The following is a 17,019-nucleotide window of genomic DNA, read 5'->3' on the forward strand; positions in this document are numbered from 1 at the left end:
AATATGAAAAATTATAAAGATACTATTAATCTACCGAGAACAAAATTTTCGATGTATGGAAATTTAAAAGAAAGAGAACTGGAATTTTTAGAAGAATGGAATAAGAATAAAATGTACCATCGTGTTAGAAATTCTAGAAGAGGAAAAAAAACATTTGTATTGCATGACGGGCCACCATATGCCAATGGTAATGTTCATATCGGACATGCAGTTAATAAGATTCTTAAGGATATTTTAATAAAGTCAAAAAGGATGAAAGGATTTGATTCTCCTTTTATTCTTGGATGGGATTGCCATGGATTACCAATAGAAAACCAAATAGAAAAAATTAAAGGGAAATTATTCAATAAAAATCACTTTTTTGAATTTCGCAAAGAATGTAGAAATTATGCTTATCGACAAATCAAAAAACAAAAAATTGATTTCAAGAGAATGGGAATTTTGGCGGATTGGAATCGTTCTTATTTAACTATGCAACCGAATTTAGAATCAAACTCTATTCGAATCTTAGGAAAAATTATTGAGAATGATCATCTTATTAGAAAAAGAAAACCAGTCTATTGGTGTACTTTTTGCCAATCAGCTTTAGCAGAGGCAGAAGTTGAATATTATCAAAAATATTCTTTATCCATATATGTAGCATTTAAATCCATTAATTTTTATGAAGTTTATAAAAGATTTCGAATAGATTCTCACAATCTTCCAGTTTATGCGGTTATATGGACAACCAACCCTTGGACATTGCCAGCTAACCAAGCTATCAGCGTTAATAGAAATTTTTTATATCAATTGGTTGAATTGAAAGATTGTGTTTTTATAGTTTCAGAAAAGCTTCTACAGTCTTTTGTTCGTGCGATGAAGATAAAGAGATGGAATATTCTATCAAGTTGTTATGGTTCAGAATTAGAATTTTTGATGTTTTCTCATCCTTTCATAAACTTTAATGTCCCAATTGTGTTAAGTGATTTTGTGCATCTGTGTGATGGAACCGGTTTAGTTCACATTTCTCCAGGCCATGGTCTGGAGGATTATGATATTGGAGTACAATACAATTTAGGAATTAAAAACGTGGTTGATTCAGAAGGTAAGTTTTTGAAAGGTACGAATCCAATTTTGGATAACGTTTCCATATTTGAGTCAGATGGTTTGATTACTAGAATTCTAAAACAAAAGAAAAGATTATTATCTTCTCAAACTATCTCTCATAATTACCCATTTTGTTGGAGACATAAAGTTCCTCTGATATTTCGATCCACCACTCAATGGTTTGTAAGTATGGAAAAAAATTGTTTGAGAGAAAGAATACTGGATAGACTTAATGATATCACTTGGTATCCGAAATGGGGTAGAGATCGAATGGAGGAGATGATTCAAAATCATCCAGATTGGTGTATTTCTAGACAACGATCTTGGGGTACTCCAATTCCATTATTCATACATAAGAAAAATCAAGAAATGCATCCTAATACTCTTGAATTTATATCAGACATTTCTAAAAAAGTGGAAATTTTTGGAAGTGAATATTGGTGGAACATTAATATTCGTGAATTTTTATCTGAAAAAGATGAGAAAGAATATTTTAAAGAGAAAGATATTTTAGATGTTTGGTTTGATTCTGGTTCGATTAGTTATTCTGTAGTTGATAACGATCTCAAAGATCATCTTCCAGACATATATTTAGAAGGATTCGATCAATACAGAGGATGGTTTATGTCTTCTTTAATTTTATCTGTTGCAGTTAAAAACAATATTCCATGTAAAACAATCATTGCTCATGGATTTGTAGTAGATGAGCATGGAAGAAAGATGTCCAAATCTGTTGGAAATATTATCACTCCTAAAGAAATTATAGATGAATTTGGAGCGGACGTCTTAAGATTGTGGGTAGCTTCTTCAAACTATAGAAAAGAAATCAATATTTCAGAAAAAATAATAGCAGGAACTATCGATCACTACCGAAAGATCAGAAACACCATGCGTTTTTTATTATCCAATATAAATGATTTCGATATTCGAACTGATGAAATTGATTTTTTAGACATGGTCGCTTTAGATCAGAGAATGTTAATTATCGCAAAATATTTTCAAGAAAAGATTATTGTGTATTATGAAGATTATAAATTCCATAAAGTGATAGAATCAGTACTGACTTTCTGTTCAATTGAACTCAGCTCTGAATATTTTAGTTTAGTTAAAGATCGTCAGTATATGGATCTACGTGATAGTATTTCAAGAAGAAGTTGCCAAACAACTTTTTTTCATATACTTTCAGCTTTAATTCGATGGATCTCTCCAATATTATCTTTCACTTCATATGAAATTTGGAAATTTCTTTTTAAAAATTCAGAAAATAACTTATTTTCTGAAAATTACTATACGTATTTGAATGAGATTCCTAAAGATGGAATTATTAGTATGGACAATTGGAACCTTATATTTCTTATCAAGAAAGAGGTCAATAGGATAATTGAAAAGAAAAGAAAGGAGAAAAAAATTAATCATTCTTTAGAATCCAATGTTGTTCTTTATGCTAATTCGAAAATAAAGGGTATATTAAAATTGATAAATAAGGAATTAAAGTTTTTATTTCTAACATCAGAAGTAAGAATTGAAAATATCAAAAAAAAAGATATTGAGAAAAAAATAAAAAATTGGGAAACTGATTTAAATGGATTAAAAATAATAGTTAGTAAATCAAAAGGGAGAAAATGCGATCGTTGTTGGCATTACTTTAATGATTCTCAAGAAGAAGATGAGAAAATTGGAGATATTTCAAAATTATGCAGAAGATGTATTTTAAATTTAAATGGAAAAATGGAGATTAGAAAATTTATATGAATTTCAAGAAAAAATTAATTTTTTTTTCTTTTTTTTATTTTTTATGGATCGTTTTACAAAATTATTTTTTTTGAATATAGACGGATCATCAAAATCTATTTATTTGAATAGATTTCTAAATCTAGAATATGTTCGAAATTATGGAATAGCTTTTGGATTGGTTTCCAACGAAAGTAATTTCTTTTATTTTCTTATCTTCTTTGTTGGTCTTCTAACTTTATATGTTTTAATTTTTCTTATATCGGTAGGATATAATGATAAAGATAGATATCTTTGTTATTTCATGATTTTAGCTGGGGCTTTTGGAAATTTAATTGATAGGTTGATTTATGGATATATAATTGATTTTATAGATCTTCATGTAGGAAGATATCATTTTCCTACATTTAATACGGCAGATTTTTCGATATTTTTGGGAGAGATCTTTTTGATTTTAAGAATTTTCTTTAAGAAAGGCAGTAATGCATTTAAGGATAAGAAGAAATAAAAAAATTTTTTATAATTTTTGAATGAACAATCCTTCATTTTCTATAATCTCGATGAAAAGAAAAGATGAATTAAAGAAAATAGAAGATTTCCTGTAAAACAGAGTTTCATCAATAGAATCGCAGTAGTAGACTATGAAAATATTTTTAGCTAATCCCAGAGGATTTTGTGCAGGAGTGCGTAGATCAATTGATTGTGTCAATTTTGCTATGAATTTTCATAAACCAGTATATGTTAAACATGAGATTGTTCATAATACTCATGTTGTCGAAGGATTTCGAAAGAAGGGAATCAATTTCATTGAAAAAATCTCTGATGTTCCAGATGGATCAATTCTGATATTTTCTGCGCATGGGGTATCAAGATCTATCTTTTTAGAGGCAAAGAATCGTAATTCTTTATCCATATTGGACGCTACTTGTCCTTTAGTAAAAAAAATACATACTAGAATTCATAGAGCAAGTAAAAATTCACAAGATGTAATTTTAATAGGAGATCCAAAACATCCTGAAATTCAAGGATCAGTAGGGCATTATGAAAGAAACGAACGTTCCAAAATACATGTAGTTAACTCATTGCATGATATTGATCATATAAATCTTCGAAATACAGAAGACTTAATTTTTTCTACGCAAACGACTTTATCGATTGATCATACTAAACTGATGATAAAAAAATTGATATCCAAATTTCCGAAGGTTGAAGGACCCAGTTCTAGCGAAATATGTTATGCGACGAGAAACAGACAAGAAGCTCTTCGAGAATTATCAAAAAAATCTAATACGATCTTAGTAGTTGGATCCAAAAATTCCTCTAATTCAAATAGTCTATTAAAGCTTTCAAGAAAATTAGGAAAGGAGGGATTTTTAATTGATACTATAAAAGAAATTGAGAAAATATCTTTTAATCGATCTCTACCGATTGGTTTAACTGCTGGAGCATCTACTCCTTCTTCAATGATATTCGAAGTTATTAAAAGATTAAATAGAATTGGATTCGATGAAATTCAAGAAATTTCACCTTTCAAAAAAGAAAAAATGATCTTTAGATTTCCTCGTTTTGAAAATTAATTTCTGATTCTTTTTAGTCTGATTCGAATCATTTTAGTTATCATTAAAATAATCGTTAATGTCTTTTGTTTTTGAAAAAAATGAAAAAATTTACTGATCTTCAAAAAAAAATTAGAATTGCTATTGCTGGATCTTTTGGAAGAATGGGAAAAGACTTAATCAAAACTTTTTCTAAAGAACCAAGATTTTCTATCGAACTTTTTTTAAATAAAGATTTCAAAATTAAATCTCAAATTGATCTTCTAAAAAACTCTGATCAATTTGATTTATTAATTGATTTTACAAGTCCGATAGGAACTATGCAAAATGTTGTTCTTTGTAAAGAAATAAAAAAACCAATCATTATTGGAACAACTGGTTTGAGTCAAAGAAATATTCGTTATATTGTTCAATTTTCTCGATATATTCCAATATTAATCTCTGAGAATTTTAGTTTTGGGATGAACTTATTATTTAAATTTTTTCAAGAGTATTCGGAAATATTGAATAACAGTTATCAAATCAAATTAACCGAAACACATCATAAAAATAAACGTGATTTTCCATCGGGAACATCTATTAAAATAGAAAAAATTCTTTCTAGAAAAAAAGAGTCTGAAAGAAATTTCGATAGTTTCTTCAGTTCTCAAAAAAAGAGTCTTCATCAACCACTTGACAAAAATAAGAAAATTCTTCTTTCTTCTACTCGTTCTCATCTTACTTTAAGTGAACATGAAGTTACTTTTTCTAGAAAATATGAAAAGATAAAAATTCGGCATATCGTTCAAAATAGAAAAGTTTTTTGCGAAGGAGTAATGAGATCTTGCTTTTGGATTATTCGTAAAAAAAACGGATTATACCATTCTCAAGAAGTATTTTTAGGAAAGTAGATTTCTTGAAAATCCATGAGAATAATTCTTAAAATAATTTTTTTAAATCCTTGGAATATCTCCTAAACCATTTTCTCATTAAAAAAGGAACGATAGTATTCTCGAAAAATTTGTAAAAGTTTTTAACGAATTTTATAGAAAATTGGATCGTAGAAAAACTTTTTGTAATAACTTTTTGCTATCTACAAAAAAACTTAAAATTGATTAAAGAATATGTTGACCACTTTCTTGTTATCTATTTTTTTTTAAAAAAAATAATATTTATGAATAGTATCCATTATTTTGATAATTTGAATATCTCGAAAATTCTTAAAGATGATCAAAATTACTGTTTTCAAAAATACGAAATACAACCAATATCTATTTCAGACGCATCATCAAAAAACAATTCTTTATTTTTTTATACTAAGAAAGTTGGATTTTTTTTTCGAAAATCTTCTTTATTATTAGTAAAAAATAATCAAAGAAAAATTCATTTCGATTTTTCGAACCAGTCTTTAAGAAATATCGTAAAAAAAAAAGAAGATAATTTTTTTTTAAATCAATTTGATAAAAAAAGTTTTAAATCAATTTTTAAAGAAAAAATTATTCGATCAAATTTTAGATTTCTTTTAAAAAAGAGTGTTCTCACATATAAAAGAAGTTGGATCAGACTTTTTAAAAATACTTCTCAAAAAATTGAAAAGAAACTTTCTAAAGTTACGATTATTTTTTCTGACATTATCGAACAAATAGTTTTTAAACTTTTTCAAATGAGTTATATAGAGTTTGTTCCGAAATTAAAGAGTTTTGTCTTTCATAAGTTCTTTTCTTTCTTGTCTTTTTCTATTCATGTTTCAGATGAAAAAGACTTTTGTTCTAAAAAGTTAAAGAAACCAATTTTCATTGATTCAAATATGGATCTTTTAAAATATCCTACCGAAAGGATTTTTAAAATTTCTTCTCGTTTTAGCTTGCGAAGGATTAATCCTGTAACAGGTTTGTTATCTCCTCACAGAGGAACAGATTTTTCTATGCCTGTTGGAACTTCAGTATTATCTGTAGCGAATGGAACAGTTTCTATTGCAAAATATAGTAATATCGCCGGATACTTCATTGTAATACAACATGAAAATAAATTAGTCACAAAGTATATGCATTTATTAAAATTGATGGTTAAACCTGGACAAAAAGTGAAAAAAGGACAATGTATTGGACTTTCTGGAAATACTGGGAGAACCACCGGACCACATCTTCATTACGAGATTTGGGTTGGAAGTCAAGCAATTGACCCTTTAACCATGATATTTAAATGATCAGACTTTATTTAGTCCAAAAAATTCTAAAAGTTTGCTCTTCTAAAATTATTAATCTAACTTCTTCTTAAGAATCTTTTTATCTCTAATCTGATAGATCTAGAAGAAGACATTTTAAGAATATTTTCTGTAAATTCTTTTGATTCTTGAAATTTTAATTTTCTTATTTGTTTTTTAACTCTAGGAATAGATGTTGAATTCATACTGAATTTATCTAACCCCATTCCGATTAAAACAACGGTTGCAAACTCATCTGAAGCTAATTCACCACATATACCGACCTCTTTTCCTTCGTAATGAGCATTGCTTATTACCATTTTCATAAGTCTCAGTACTGATGGAGATAAAGGATCATACAAATGCGATATTGACTGATTACCCCTATCCACTGCTAGAGTGTATTGAATCAGATCATTGGTTCCTATACTAAAAAAATCTACTTCCCTCGCTAGCTCTTTGGACATAATGGCAGCAGAAGGAGTTTCTATCATTATTCCAATTTCTATATTTTCCTTAAAAGTATATTTTTTGCAATTTAACTGATTTTTTACAAAAGAAAGTTTGTTTTTTAAATTCATTATCTCTTCTAAAGAGATAACCATTGGGAACATGATCTTTAAATTTCCAAAATTAGAAGCACGTAAAATAGCTCTCAATTGACTTAATATAATTTCTTCTTCGTTTCTGATAATCCTTATTGCGCGTAATCCTAAAAATGGATTGTCTTCTTTCGGAATTTTCATGTATGAAACAAATTTGTCTCCTCCAATATCTATTGTTCTAATTATGATAGGTTTAGGATTCATAATTTCCGCAGCTTTTTTATAAGTTTGAAATTGTTCTTCTTCTGTCGGAGGAGAGCTTCTGTTCATAAATAGAAACTCGGTTCTGTACAATCCGATTCCTTCTGATCCATTTTTTTTAACTAGTTCAATATCTTCATTGGAACCAACATTGGATTGTAAAATAATTCGACGATTGTCTAATGTAATTGCTGGAAGATATCTAAGATTGTTCAATTCTTTCTTCCATGTTAAGTAATTTTTTTTAATTTTTTTTATTTTTTCGATTATTTCAGAAGATGGATTTTTATAAATTCTATTATTTATAGAATCCAACACTATATAATCATCTGTTTTAAAATATTCAGTAGCTCGACCAGTACCAACTATTGTTGGAATATCCATTGATCTTGCTATGATTGAGAAATGGGAATTTTGATTTCCATGATTTGTAACTAATCCAATAATTTTATCCATCTTTAGTTGAATAATGTCGGATGGAGATAAATCTTCGGCGATTAATACTACTCCTTTCGAAATGATAGATAGATTGACGATAGGAATCTTCAATATATTCTTTACAATTCTTTCTTGAATATCTTTAAAGTCGGATATCCTATTTTTTAGATATTCATTTTTTATTTCTTGTAATTTTGATATTTGAAAATCGATTACTTTTGTTACTGCAGCAGAAGCACAATAATGTTTCTCTCTAATCAGAGAGAGAACTTCCTTTTCGAACTCTTCATCTTCAATTAGCATGATGTGTCCTTCGAATATTTCCCTTTTTTCCTTATCCATTTTTTTTATCTTCAAAAGATTTTTGATAGATTGAATTTGATCTACCGATTTCTTTCTATTTTTATAAAACGAATCGATTTCTTCTAAAATTTGATCCTTAGAAATTTTTTGATAATTTATAGTGATTTTTTCTTTTTTAAAAATTAAACATTTTCCTGAAACAATTCCGGGAGATACTGGAATTCCTTTAACCATAAATTTGACCTTATTTTTTTTATAAAACGAATTAAAATTTTTAAAATATTTATTTTATTCTAATCGATTTATCAATTTAGTTAGAAATTCTACAGCATTTTTTTCATCTTTTCCTTCTGCTGATATTGTAATAACGTCTCCTGTAGATATACCAAGTGTTTGCAACTTAAATAGACTTTTTGCATTAACTACTTTTTCTCCGTAACTAATAGTTATATTTGAAAGAAATCTTTTTGCTTGTTTTACAAATTGAGAAGCTGGACGTATATGAAAACCATTTTGAATATTTACAGTAACTTCTTTTTGAAACATATGGATATCCTGATTATTAGTTTAATTAAATATATAATTTTTATGGCAAGAAACCAATTTTTTTGTGAAAGATGTTTTAAAAAAAAATTGATTAAAAATGTTATTGAAACTCAACATATTTCATAGGTTATTAATCAAATTAATAAAGATCAGAAATATTTAATTTATAGAAATTTTTTTAAACTCACTTTCTTATATAATACATATTTTTATAAAAAATTCTTTTAAATTTATCCAGGCTAATTTTTTAATAGTAATATATTTTGGAAAATCTAGAGTATTAATTCTAATTTGAAAAGAGATTAAAAAAATAGATTAATACAATTATATTTTAGTATATTTGAAATTTTATTTTTATTGGTTTTCTTTATGTAAAGATTTTTATTCATGATTTTTTGATAAAGTAAAAACCAATTTTGCCAGGTTCGTCGAATTTCTAATTGATATCAGATTTATTTCATTTTAAGTATGATCTATTTTGGAAACGACACAAATTTATACAACCTTAGTTATATCAAATAATGAAAAAAAAGAACATACATCAATATCTTTCTAGTTTGAGAAAAAAGATCAAGAAACATCAATATTTATATCATATATTAGGTAAATCAGAGATACCAGACTTCGAATATGATTTAATGATTCGAAAATTAGATAGGATAGAAAAAGAAATCTCTGAAAAATCCAAAAAAGAAGAAGAAACCATTTTATCCGACTTAAGAAGAAGAAGTAAAAAAATAAAACATTATTCTCCAATGCTATCATTAAATAATGTATTTAATCAACATGAATATCTCAAGTTTTATAAAAATATATTGAAAATTATAAATAATCAGGAAGAGAGAATATATTTTTGTTGCGAGTTAAAAATAGATGGTTTAGCTGTTAATTTAGTTTATAAAAATGGAGAATTTCATAGCGCTTCTACTAGAGGTAATGGTGAAACTGGAGAAGATATTTCTTCAAAAATTCAATACATACGAGATATTCCTTTATCAATACGAAATCGAAAAGGATGCGTTCCAGAACTAATAGAAATTCGAGGAGAAATCTTTATGAAATTTAAAAAATTTCAAGAATTCAATTCTATGTTGAAAAAGGAAAAAAAAAAGACATTTTCCAATCCAAGAAGTGCAGCTATTGGATTAGTAAAAAAAGTGAGTCAAAAGGAAATTATAAGAGAATCTCTAAATTTTTTTAGTTACGGATGTGGTTTAATAAAACTAAATAATACTTTTGAATCTCCTAAAAATCAGTTCGAATGCTTAAAAATGTTGAAAACTTGGAATGTCCCTATTGTTGAAAATACAAAAATGTATTCTTGCTCTAAAAAAATTTTAGAATATTATAAAAATATTTATAATATGAGAGATCAATTGGACTATGGAATAGATGGAATAGTGATTAAAGTTAATTCTTTTATATATCAAAAAATAATAGGCCATACATCTTATGCGCCAAAGTGGTCTGTCGCATTTAAGTTCCCTGCTAAAAAAAAGATTACGACATTATTGGATGTTATATTTCAAGTTGGTAGGACTGGAGTAATTACTCCTATTGCAAAGATAGATACAATCTCTTTTAATGGAATTCAAATTAATCGCGTATCTTTACACAATACGAACTTTATAAAAGATCTAGGGATAATGATAGGAGATAAAGTTATTGTGAGTATAGCTGGTGATATTATTCCGAAAATTACTGGAAAGATATTCGACTCTACTTCAAATCATATTAATGAAATTGTTTTTCCAAAATATTGTCCAAGTTGTTTCTCTATAACTCAAATAGAAAAAAAAGGAAAAATTAGATGTACAGGAGGTTTATCATGCTTATCTCAAAGAGAATCTTTAATTAATCATTTTGTTTCAAAGAAAGCAATAAATATTATTGGAATTGGAAAAATGACTGTAAAAAAGATGGTTCAAAAGAATCTTATTAGTGATCCTTCAGATTTATATTCATTAAAATTTAATGATCTATTAAGTTTGAATGGAATAACACAAGCTACTTCTAAAAAAATTCTTAATTCAATCGAAAAATCAAAGAATATTACTCTGGAAAGATTTTTATATTCTTTAGGAATTCCAGGGGTTGGATATGTTTTATCTAAAAAAATAGCTAGTAATTCGGAAAGTTATCAATTTTTTTTAAGAATATCCTCTGGAGAGAAGTACTTACCTTGTAAGATTCCTTTTAAAGGAATTGGAAAAAACATTACAGAAAACATAATATCCTTTTTTAAAAAGGATCATAATAGAAGGATGTTTTCTAAACTTAGAAAAATTTTTAATATCAAATAATTCGACGTTTTGTAAGAATTTGATATAACAATTTTTGCTTGAAAAACTCTAAATTCATATGCCTTTGTGATCTCTTTATAAGAGAAATCTGGATTTCCATATATTATGTAAATTTGTTTTAACTAGTTTAAATTGAATGGATAACTGTTAATTTTTTCATATCAGAAATAACTTCTTTTACTGCATTAGTGAGTTTTGTAAGTTCATTTTTCTTAATAATATAGGGTGGAATTAAATAGATTATCTTTTTGAAAGGACGGATCCATACTCCAAGATCTAAAAATTTTTTTTGCAAAATTCTAAGATTTATTTCTTTTTTCATTTCAACAACTCCAATAGCTCCTAACACTCTGACATCTTGAACTAAAAAATTATTTTTTAAAGAATTAAGTTCTTTGAAAAGTTGTCTTTCTATATTTTTAACTTTTCTCTTCCATGAAGATCTTAATAAAAGATCAATGCTAGCTTTGGAAACTTCACAAGCCAATGGATTTGCCATAAAAGTTGGTCCATGCATTAAACATCCAGATTCTCCTCTAGAAATAGTACTCGCGATTTCTCTAGTAGTCATAACAGCTGCTAAAGTGAGATATCCTCCAGTTAAAGCTTTTCCTATGCAAAGGATATCTGGAAGAACTTCACTATGTTCATAAGCAAATAGTTTTCCAGTTCTTCCAAAGCCAGTTGCTATTTCATCCATAATTAATAAAATTTTATATTGGTTGCATAACTTCCTCACATTTTTTAAATAATTTGGATGGTAGAATCTCATTCCGCCTGCTCCTTGAACAATTGGCTCTACTATCATAGCGCATACATGATGCGAATTTTTAATCAATAATTTTTCCAAAGAATCAATATGTTCTTGATTTCTATCTTGATGAAAATTACAATATGGAGCTTTGACAAAGAAATTTTTTGGTAAATATCCTTTGTAAAGGTTATGCATAGAGTTTTTTGGATCGCATACAGACATCGCTCCCAATGTATCTCCGTGATAGCCATATTGTAATGAAATAAATTTTTTCTTGTTTTTTTTTCTTTTTGATTGCCAATATTGAACTGCCATCTTCAATGCTATTTCTACTGACACGGATCCTGAATCAGCTAGAAACACACATTCTAATCGACTAGATGTGATTTCAATTAGTTTTTTGCATAAGGATATGGCGGATGCATGTGTAATTCCTCCAAACATGACATGAGACATTTTTCTTAATTGGTTTTTGATCGATTTGTTTAAATTTGGATGATTATATCCATGTATTGTAGACCACCAGGATGACATACCATCAATCAAATAATTTCCATTGGTTAGCTTAATTTTTGATCCGGAAGCACTAATCACTGGAATCGAAGAGGTAATACGATGAATTGGAGAGTATGGATGCCAAATATTTCTTGAATCAAATTCTATTTCTGATCTTTTCATCTTAGTGTTTTGTAGTTAGTTCCAATTTTCTATTTATATCATAATTAGTCAATTTTTTAATTAAAATATTTATCATTTTAAAAGGGGTTCGTATGAAAAAAAGATGGACCGTTTCTCAAGCAGAAAAATTATTTAACTTACCTTTCTTTGAACTCATTTTTGAGGCTCAGAAAATACATAGAGTTCACTTCAATCCACAATCTGTTCAAATAAGTACTCTATTATCTATTAAAACCGGAAATTGTCCTGAAGACTGTAAATATTGTTCACAAAGTGCTAGATATAGAACAGATTTAAAAGCAGAGAAATTAATAAAATTTGACAAGGTAATGGATTCTGCTCGACAAGCTAAAAAAGCAGGAGCAACTCGATTCTGTATGGGAGCAGCTTGGAGAAATCCAAATGATAGAGATATTCCTTATTTGCAAAAAATTGTTCGAGAAGTAAAGTCTTTAGGATTGGAAACGTGTATGACTCTCGGAACTTTGAGTGAAAATCAAGCGAATTCTCTATCAGAAGCCGGATTAGATTATTATAATCATAATCTGGATACTTCAGAAGAATTTTATGAAAAGATTATTACTACAAGAAAATATCAAGAAAGAATTGAAACAATTGAAAGAGTGCAAAAAGCTGGAATTAAAGTATGTTCTGGTGGAATTTTAGGATTAGGAGAAACAGTTAAGGACAGAGCATCGCTTTTAGTACAGCTAGCTAATTTACCAAAAGTTCCAGAAAGTGTTCCAATTAATATGTTAGTTCAAATTAAGGGTACACCTTTGTTTAATGAGAAAAAGATAGATTTTTTTGATTTTGTTAGAACAATTGCTGCAGCTAGAATTATGTTACCTTCTTCTTTTATCAGATTATCTGCTGGTAGAAAGAACATGAATGAGCAAATGCAAGCTCTATGCTTCATAGCTGGTGCTAACTCTGTATTTTCTGGATGCAAACTGTTAACTACAGATAATCCAAACGAACAAGAAGATCATATTTTATTTAAAAAGTTGGACATCAATTTAGATTTTACGAAAAAAAATGTTTTAGAAGAAAAAGATTCTTTTTTTTCAGAAAAAGAAGTTGAATCTGGAAATTTTTATGAAGCGTGTTAAAAACATTTGGGAGAGCTTTTTAACAAATTCAATTAAATCTAGGAAGAAAGAGAATAATTGGAGAACAAGAAATTCTATTCAGATGAAGAGCTCTACAAAGATAATTTTTAAAAATCAAGAATATATCAGTTTTTCTGGAAACGACTACTTAGGATTGAGTTTTAACGAAGATGTTAAAAATGCTTGGAAAGCTGGAATAAATCAATATGGAAATGGAAGTTCTAGTTCTGGACATATTGTCGGATACAGTGAAGTTCATAGAACTTTAGAAGAAAAATTATCTCAGTGGCTTGGCTATCAAGAAGCTTTGTTATTTAGTTCTGGTTATATGGCTAATCAAAGTATTGTATTTTCTCTTATGAAGAAAAGGGATTCAATTTTTGCAGATAAAATGAGTCATGCATCTTTTACGGAAGCTTCTATGTTAAGCCAAGCTAATTTTAAAAGATTTGCTCATAACTGTATAAGCTCCTTACATCTATTGCTTAAAAAGCATTCTGGAAAAAAGAATCTCGTTTTCACAGAAGGAGTTTTCAGCATGGATGGCGATTTCGCTTCTTTAAAACTTATTCACGAAGAATCTAAAAATCATAATGCTTATTTAATGGTAGATGATGCTCATGGAATAGGATTATTTGGAGAAGAAGGTAAGGGAAGCTGTAATGTTTTTCAGATACATCCGGAGATCTTGATGATAGGATTTGGAAAATCTTTTGGAATATGCGGAGCTGCAATTCTTTGTAGCAGCAAAATGAAAAATTATCTTTTGAATTATTCAAGAAGTTTAATATATAGCACTATGATGCCTCCATCTCAAGCAGTAGCTCTGTTGGAGTCACTTCGTCAAATTAAAAGATCTAACAATCTAAGAAAAAAGTTAAAAATAAATGTGGAATTTTTTAAGAAGATGACTAAAGATAGTCAAATCTCTTTTTTATCAAACTTTTCTGAAAGTGGTATTCAACCCATTATTGTAGGAGATAACCAAAAATGCTTAGAATTATCTAAATTTTTATTCCAAAATAATATTTGGGTTCAAGCCATTCGTCCACCTACTGTTCCATTTGGAACTTCTAGATTGAGAATAGTAATTACTGCCAATCATACATTTGATGAGATTAAAAAGCTAGTATACTCTTTGAGGGATTTTTTTGATCAAAATGAATACAAAAAATAAAAATGCAATTGCTTTTTCTTTTGGAAAAGCAGCAAGATATTATGATAACTTTTCAATTTTTCAAAAACAGATTGGAAAAAAACTTTTCAAAAGATTTTCTTCTAATGTTGGAAATATTGTGTTAGATGCTGGATGTGGAACTGGATTTTTTAGTAAGCAATGGAAGCTAATAGGGAAAAATGTGATCGCTCTAGATTTGTCAGAATCTATGTTACATGTTGCGCAGGAAGGAAAATCAGCTTCTTATTATGTACAAGCAGATATTGAATCTATTCCTTTAAAGAATAAGAGTGTTGATCTGTGTTTTAGCAATTTGGTGATACAATGGTGTAAAAATATATTTATTCCACTTAATCAAATGTATCGAGTAACCAAATGTGGAGGTTTGGTAGTTTTCACTACTTTGGCAGATGGATCTTTGAAAGAATTAAAGCAATGTTGGGAAAGGGTGAATCAATCTTCTCATTTCAACTCTTTTTTGACATTCGATGAAATTAAAATTGCATGTAAAATCTGGTCGAATAGTTTGGAACAAAAATCTTGTTGTTTTTTGTATCCTTCTTTTCAAGTTTTATTAAGATCAATTAAAGGAACAGGTGCAACTTATTTATATAATGAAAAAAAAAGAGGTTTAATGACCAAAAAGTATCTTGAAAGACTAATTAATAATTATCCAAATGTAAACAATATGTTTCCTTTAACTTATAAAGTAATATTTGGGGCTTTGTATCGTGAATAAATGTTTTTTTGTAACTGGAACTGATACGGGTTCTGGAAAAACAATGGTGAGTTGCTCAATATTGCAAAAAGCAAATAGTTTAGGATATGTTGCTGTCGGTTATAAACCAGTTTCTACAGGTATTTCTAAGAAATATCCTTCAAAAAATTCTGATATTTCATTGTTGAAAAAATACAGTAAGTTAAAGTTAAGAGATCAAGAGATTAGTCCAGTTATGTTTTTTCAAGATACTTCTCCTCACATTGCTAGCAAAATGGACAGAAGGAGAATCAATTTAAACGATATCGATATCGGATTGGAAAATCTAAGAAAGAAAGCGAATTTCATTGTAATTGAAGGAATTGGTGGATGGTATACTCCTCTTTCTTCTCAAATAAAACTTTGTGATTGGGTTAAGTTAAATAACTTTCCCATAATATTGACGGTTTCATTTAGAATTGGATGCATCAATCATGCTTTACTGAGTATAGAAGCTATTCAAAATAGTAATTTAAGACTAATCGGTTGGATAGCAAATATGTTCTCTATGAGAGATAGAACTCAGAGTGATTACTTTTATTCTCTTCTTCATCTTATTCCATACCCATGTATTGGGATAATTCCAAAAATTTCTAATTGGAAGGTTCGTTCAATAAAAAAATTTATTAAATCGAAATATATTATTTAGATTTATCAAATGATGATTTCCATATCTATTTAATTTTTAGATTAGATTTTTCTGAAAAATTGATCTTGCTCTTTCTAATTTAAATTTCTTTAACTATTCAACTTATGTTTATTTTTTTATTTCCGTCATGATATAATTCGATTTTTGGAACTTTATTTGAGATTATTTTTTGATTAAGATATCGAGGTAAATGTGAATCAGGTCAATCGAAGAAGTGAGTCGTTATTATGTAGAGAGAAAACTGGAGTGCAGTTTTATATAGCAAACGTATACGGTTGGATGTCGGTTTCTCTTTTATTGACTGCTTTCGTTTCATTTTATACTATCCGAAACGATAATATCATTTTTTTTATATTAAATAATAAATGGATTTTTTTTCTAATTTTTTTTGCTGAAATCATTTTAGTAAATATTTTGACTTCATCTGCATTACATAAAATCGATAGTAATTCAGCAACAACCTTGTTAATGTTATATTCTTTGATGACTGGAATTACAATTTCATTACCATTATTCGTATATACAGGAATTTCTATAGTACGTACGTTTTTTATAACATCAATCATGTTTGGCGCATTAGCTATCTATGGATATAAAACGAAAAAGAGTTTAAATTTTCTTTCTAGTTTTCTTTTCACTTCCATTATTGGGATTGTTTTGATTTCTTTTCTAAATATATGGTTAAAAAATACTGGACTAAGCTTCTTTATAAATTTCGCTGGTGTTTTAACTTTTTCTGGATTAGTTGCATACGATAATCAAAAACTCAAGGAAATGGGATCTAACTTGATATTTCAAAATCTATTAGATGATAAAGATAACATGAAAAAACATTCTGTTGTTGGAGCTTTAACATTATATTTAGATTTTGTTAATCTTTTTCTTTTCTTCCTTCAAATAAACGGAGAACGAAAGTAAAGAAATTTTTAATATATTTTCTA

14 protein-coding genes are annotated in these 17,019 nt (G+C 27.9%); 11 read left to right on the forward strand and 3 right to left on the reverse strand.

The annotated features are described in order from the left end of the window. The first annotated feature begins 3 nt into the window (after positions 1-3). The 5 genes from ileS to AOE55_RS02760 all read left to right on the forward strand — a co-directional run bounded on the left by ileS (position 4) and on the right by AOE55_RS02760 (position 6,558). Entirely contained in the window at positions 4-2,838 is a 2,835-nt protein-coding gene (gene ileS, locus AOE55_RS02490; RefSeq protein ID WP_013087765.1) for an isoleucine--tRNA ligase, read from the forward strand. Continuing rightward, positions 2,807-3,325: a signal peptidase II gene (gene lspA, locus AOE55_RS02495; protein WP_013087730.1), complete on the forward strand. Its 519-nt coding sequence runs from the start codon at positions 2,807-2,809 to the stop codon at positions 3,323-3,325. Before ileS ends, lspA begins: the two co-directional genes overlap by 32 nt. A gap of 133 nt (positions 3,326-3,458) precedes the next feature. Continuing rightward, on the forward strand, positions 3,459-4,394 hold the full coding sequence (gene ispH / locus AOE55_RS02500; RefSeq protein ID WP_013087901.1) for a 4-hydroxy-3-methylbut-2-enyl diphosphate reductase: 936 nt from the start codon (positions 3,459-3,461) through the stop codon (positions 4,392-4,394). Positions 4,395-4,474: 80 nt separating this feature from the next. Continuing rightward, positions 4,475-5,263: a 4-hydroxy-tetrahydrodipicolinate reductase gene (gene dapB / locus AOE55_RS02505; protein WP_041855191.1), complete on the forward strand. Its 789-nt coding sequence runs from the start codon at positions 4,475-4,477 to the stop codon at positions 5,261-5,263. A 263-nt stretch (positions 5,264-5,526) separates the two neighbouring features. Then, positions 5,527-6,558 carry a peptidoglycan DD-metalloendopeptidase family protein gene (locus AOE55_RS02760; RefSeq protein ID WP_013087781.1) on the forward strand — a complete coding sequence of 344 codons (1,032 nt, stop codon included), beginning with the start codon at positions 5,527-5,529 and terminating at the stop codon, positions 6,556-6,558. 56 nt (positions 6,559-6,614) lie between these two features. On the opposite strand, the gene ptsP is transcribed toward AOE55_RS02760, so the two are convergent. Further along, a complete protein-coding gene (gene ptsP / locus AOE55_RS02515; RefSeq protein ID WP_080611793.1) occupies positions 6,615-8,336 on the reverse strand; it encodes a phosphoenolpyruvate--protein phosphotransferase in 1,722 nt (573 codons plus the stop codon). Positions 8,337-8,390: 54 nt separating this feature from the next. After that, positions 8,391-8,648 (reverse strand): HPr family phosphocarrier protein, encoded by a 258-nt coding sequence (locus AOE55_RS02520; RefSeq protein WP_013087905.1) that lies wholly within the window; start codon positions 8,646-8,648, stop codon positions 8,391-8,393. A 521-nt stretch (positions 8,649-9,169) separates the two neighbouring features. Here AOE55_RS02520 and ligA point away from each other — a divergent pair. Next, the gene (gene ligA / locus AOE55_RS02525) at positions 9,170-10,951 is read left to right on the forward strand and encodes an NAD-dependent DNA ligase LigA (protein ID WP_080611796.1); all 1,782 of its coding nucleotides are present in this window, start codon (positions 9,170-9,172) and stop codon (positions 10,949-10,951) included. 127 nt (positions 10,952-11,078) lie between these two features. On the opposite strand, the gene bioA is transcribed toward ligA, so the two are convergent. Beyond that, the gene (gene bioA, locus AOE55_RS02530) at positions 11,079-12,383 is read right to left on the reverse strand and encodes an adenosylmethionine--8-amino-7-oxononanoate transaminase (protein ID WP_013087575.1); all 1,305 of its coding nucleotides are present in this window, start codon (positions 12,381-12,383) and stop codon (positions 11,079-11,081) included. A gap of 92 nt (positions 12,384-12,475) precedes the next feature. On the opposite strand from bioA, the gene bioB reads away from it, so the two are divergent. The 5 genes from bioB (at position 12,476) to AOE55_RS02555 (ending at position 16,996) form a co-directional block, all read left to right on the forward strand. After that, on the forward strand, positions 12,476-13,495 hold the full coding sequence (gene bioB, locus AOE55_RS02535) for a biotin synthase BioB (protein WP_013087632.1): 1,020 nt from the start codon (positions 12,476-12,478) through the stop codon (positions 13,493-13,495). Continuing rightward, complete coding sequence (locus AOE55_RS02540; protein WP_013087503.1) at positions 13,482-14,672, forward strand: aminotransferase class I/II-fold pyridoxal phosphate-dependent enzyme; 1,191 nt, start codon at positions 13,482-13,484, stop codon at positions 14,670-14,672. Before bioB ends, AOE55_RS02540 begins: the two co-directional genes overlap by 14 nt. After that, positions 14,656-15,411, forward strand: a complete 756-nt coding sequence (gene bioC, locus AOE55_RS02545; RefSeq protein WP_013087474.1) for a malonyl-ACP O-methyltransferase BioC — start codon at positions 14,656-14,658, stop codon at positions 15,409-15,411. Before AOE55_RS02540 ends, bioC begins: the two co-directional genes overlap by 17 nt. Then, positions 15,404-16,078, forward strand: coding sequence for a dethiobiotin synthase (gene bioD, locus AOE55_RS02550; RefSeq protein WP_013087908.1), 675 nt, complete (start codon positions 15,404-15,406; stop codon positions 16,076-16,078). The genes bioC and bioD overlap by 8 nt, the downstream gene beginning before the upstream one ends. A gap of 192 nt (positions 16,079-16,270) precedes the next feature. After that, the gene (locus tag AOE55_RS02555; RefSeq protein WP_013087430.1) at positions 16,271-16,996 is read left to right on the forward strand and encodes a Bax inhibitor-1/YccA family protein; all 726 of its coding nucleotides are present in this window, start codon (positions 16,271-16,273) and stop codon (positions 16,994-16,996) included. Positions 16,997-17,019 lie beyond the last annotated feature (23 nt).

The organism is Candidatus Riesia pediculicola (assembly GCF_002073915.1).
Taxonomy (GTDB): domain Bacteria; phylum Pseudomonadota; class Gammaproteobacteria; order Enterobacterales; family Enterobacteriaceae; genus Riesia; species Riesia pediculicola.

Excerpts from the sequence above, each read along its gene's own strand:
- ileS (WP_013087765.1), top strand. The coding sequence starts at position 4 with ATGAAAAATTATAAAGATACTATTAATCTACCGAGAACAAAATTTTCG.
- lspA (WP_013087730.1), top strand. The coding sequence starts at position 2,807 with ATGGAAAAATGGAGATTAGAAAATTTATATGAATTTCAAGAAAAAATT.
- ispH (WP_013087901.1), top strand. The coding sequence starts at position 3,459 with ATGAAAATATTTTTAGCTAATCCCAGAGGATTTTGTGCAGGAGTGCGT.
- dapB (WP_041855191.1), top strand. The coding sequence starts at position 4,475 with ATGAAAAAATTTACTGATCTTCAAAAAAAAATTAGAATTGCTATTGCT.
- AOE55_RS02760 (WP_013087781.1), top strand. The coding sequence starts at position 5,527 with ATGAATAGTATCCATTATTTTGATAATTTGAATATCTCGAAAATTCTT.
- ptsP (WP_080611793.1), bottom strand. The coding sequence starts at position 8,336 with ATGGTTAAAGGAATTCCAGTATCTCCCGGAATTGTTTCAGGAAAATGT.
- AOE55_RS02520 (WP_013087905.1), bottom strand. The coding sequence starts at position 8,648 with ATGTTTCAAAAAGAAGTTACTGTAAATATTCAAAATGGTTTTCATATA.
- ligA (WP_080611796.1), top strand. The coding sequence starts at position 9,170 with ATGAAAAAAAAGAACATACATCAATATCTTTCTAGTTTGAGAAAAAAG.
- bioA (WP_013087575.1), bottom strand. The coding sequence starts at position 12,383 with ATGAAAAGATCAGAAATAGAATTTGATTCAAGAAATATTTGGCATCCA.
- bioB (WP_013087632.1), top strand. The coding sequence starts at position 12,476 with ATGAAAAAAAGATGGACCGTTTCTCAAGCAGAAAAATTATTTAACTTA.
- AOE55_RS02540 (WP_013087503.1), top strand. The coding sequence starts at position 13,482 with ATGAAGCGTGTTAAAAACATTTGGGAGAGCTTTTTAACAAATTCAATT.
- bioC (WP_013087474.1), top strand. The coding sequence starts at position 14,656 with ATGAATACAAAAAATAAAAATGCAATTGCTTTTTCTTTTGGAAAAGCA.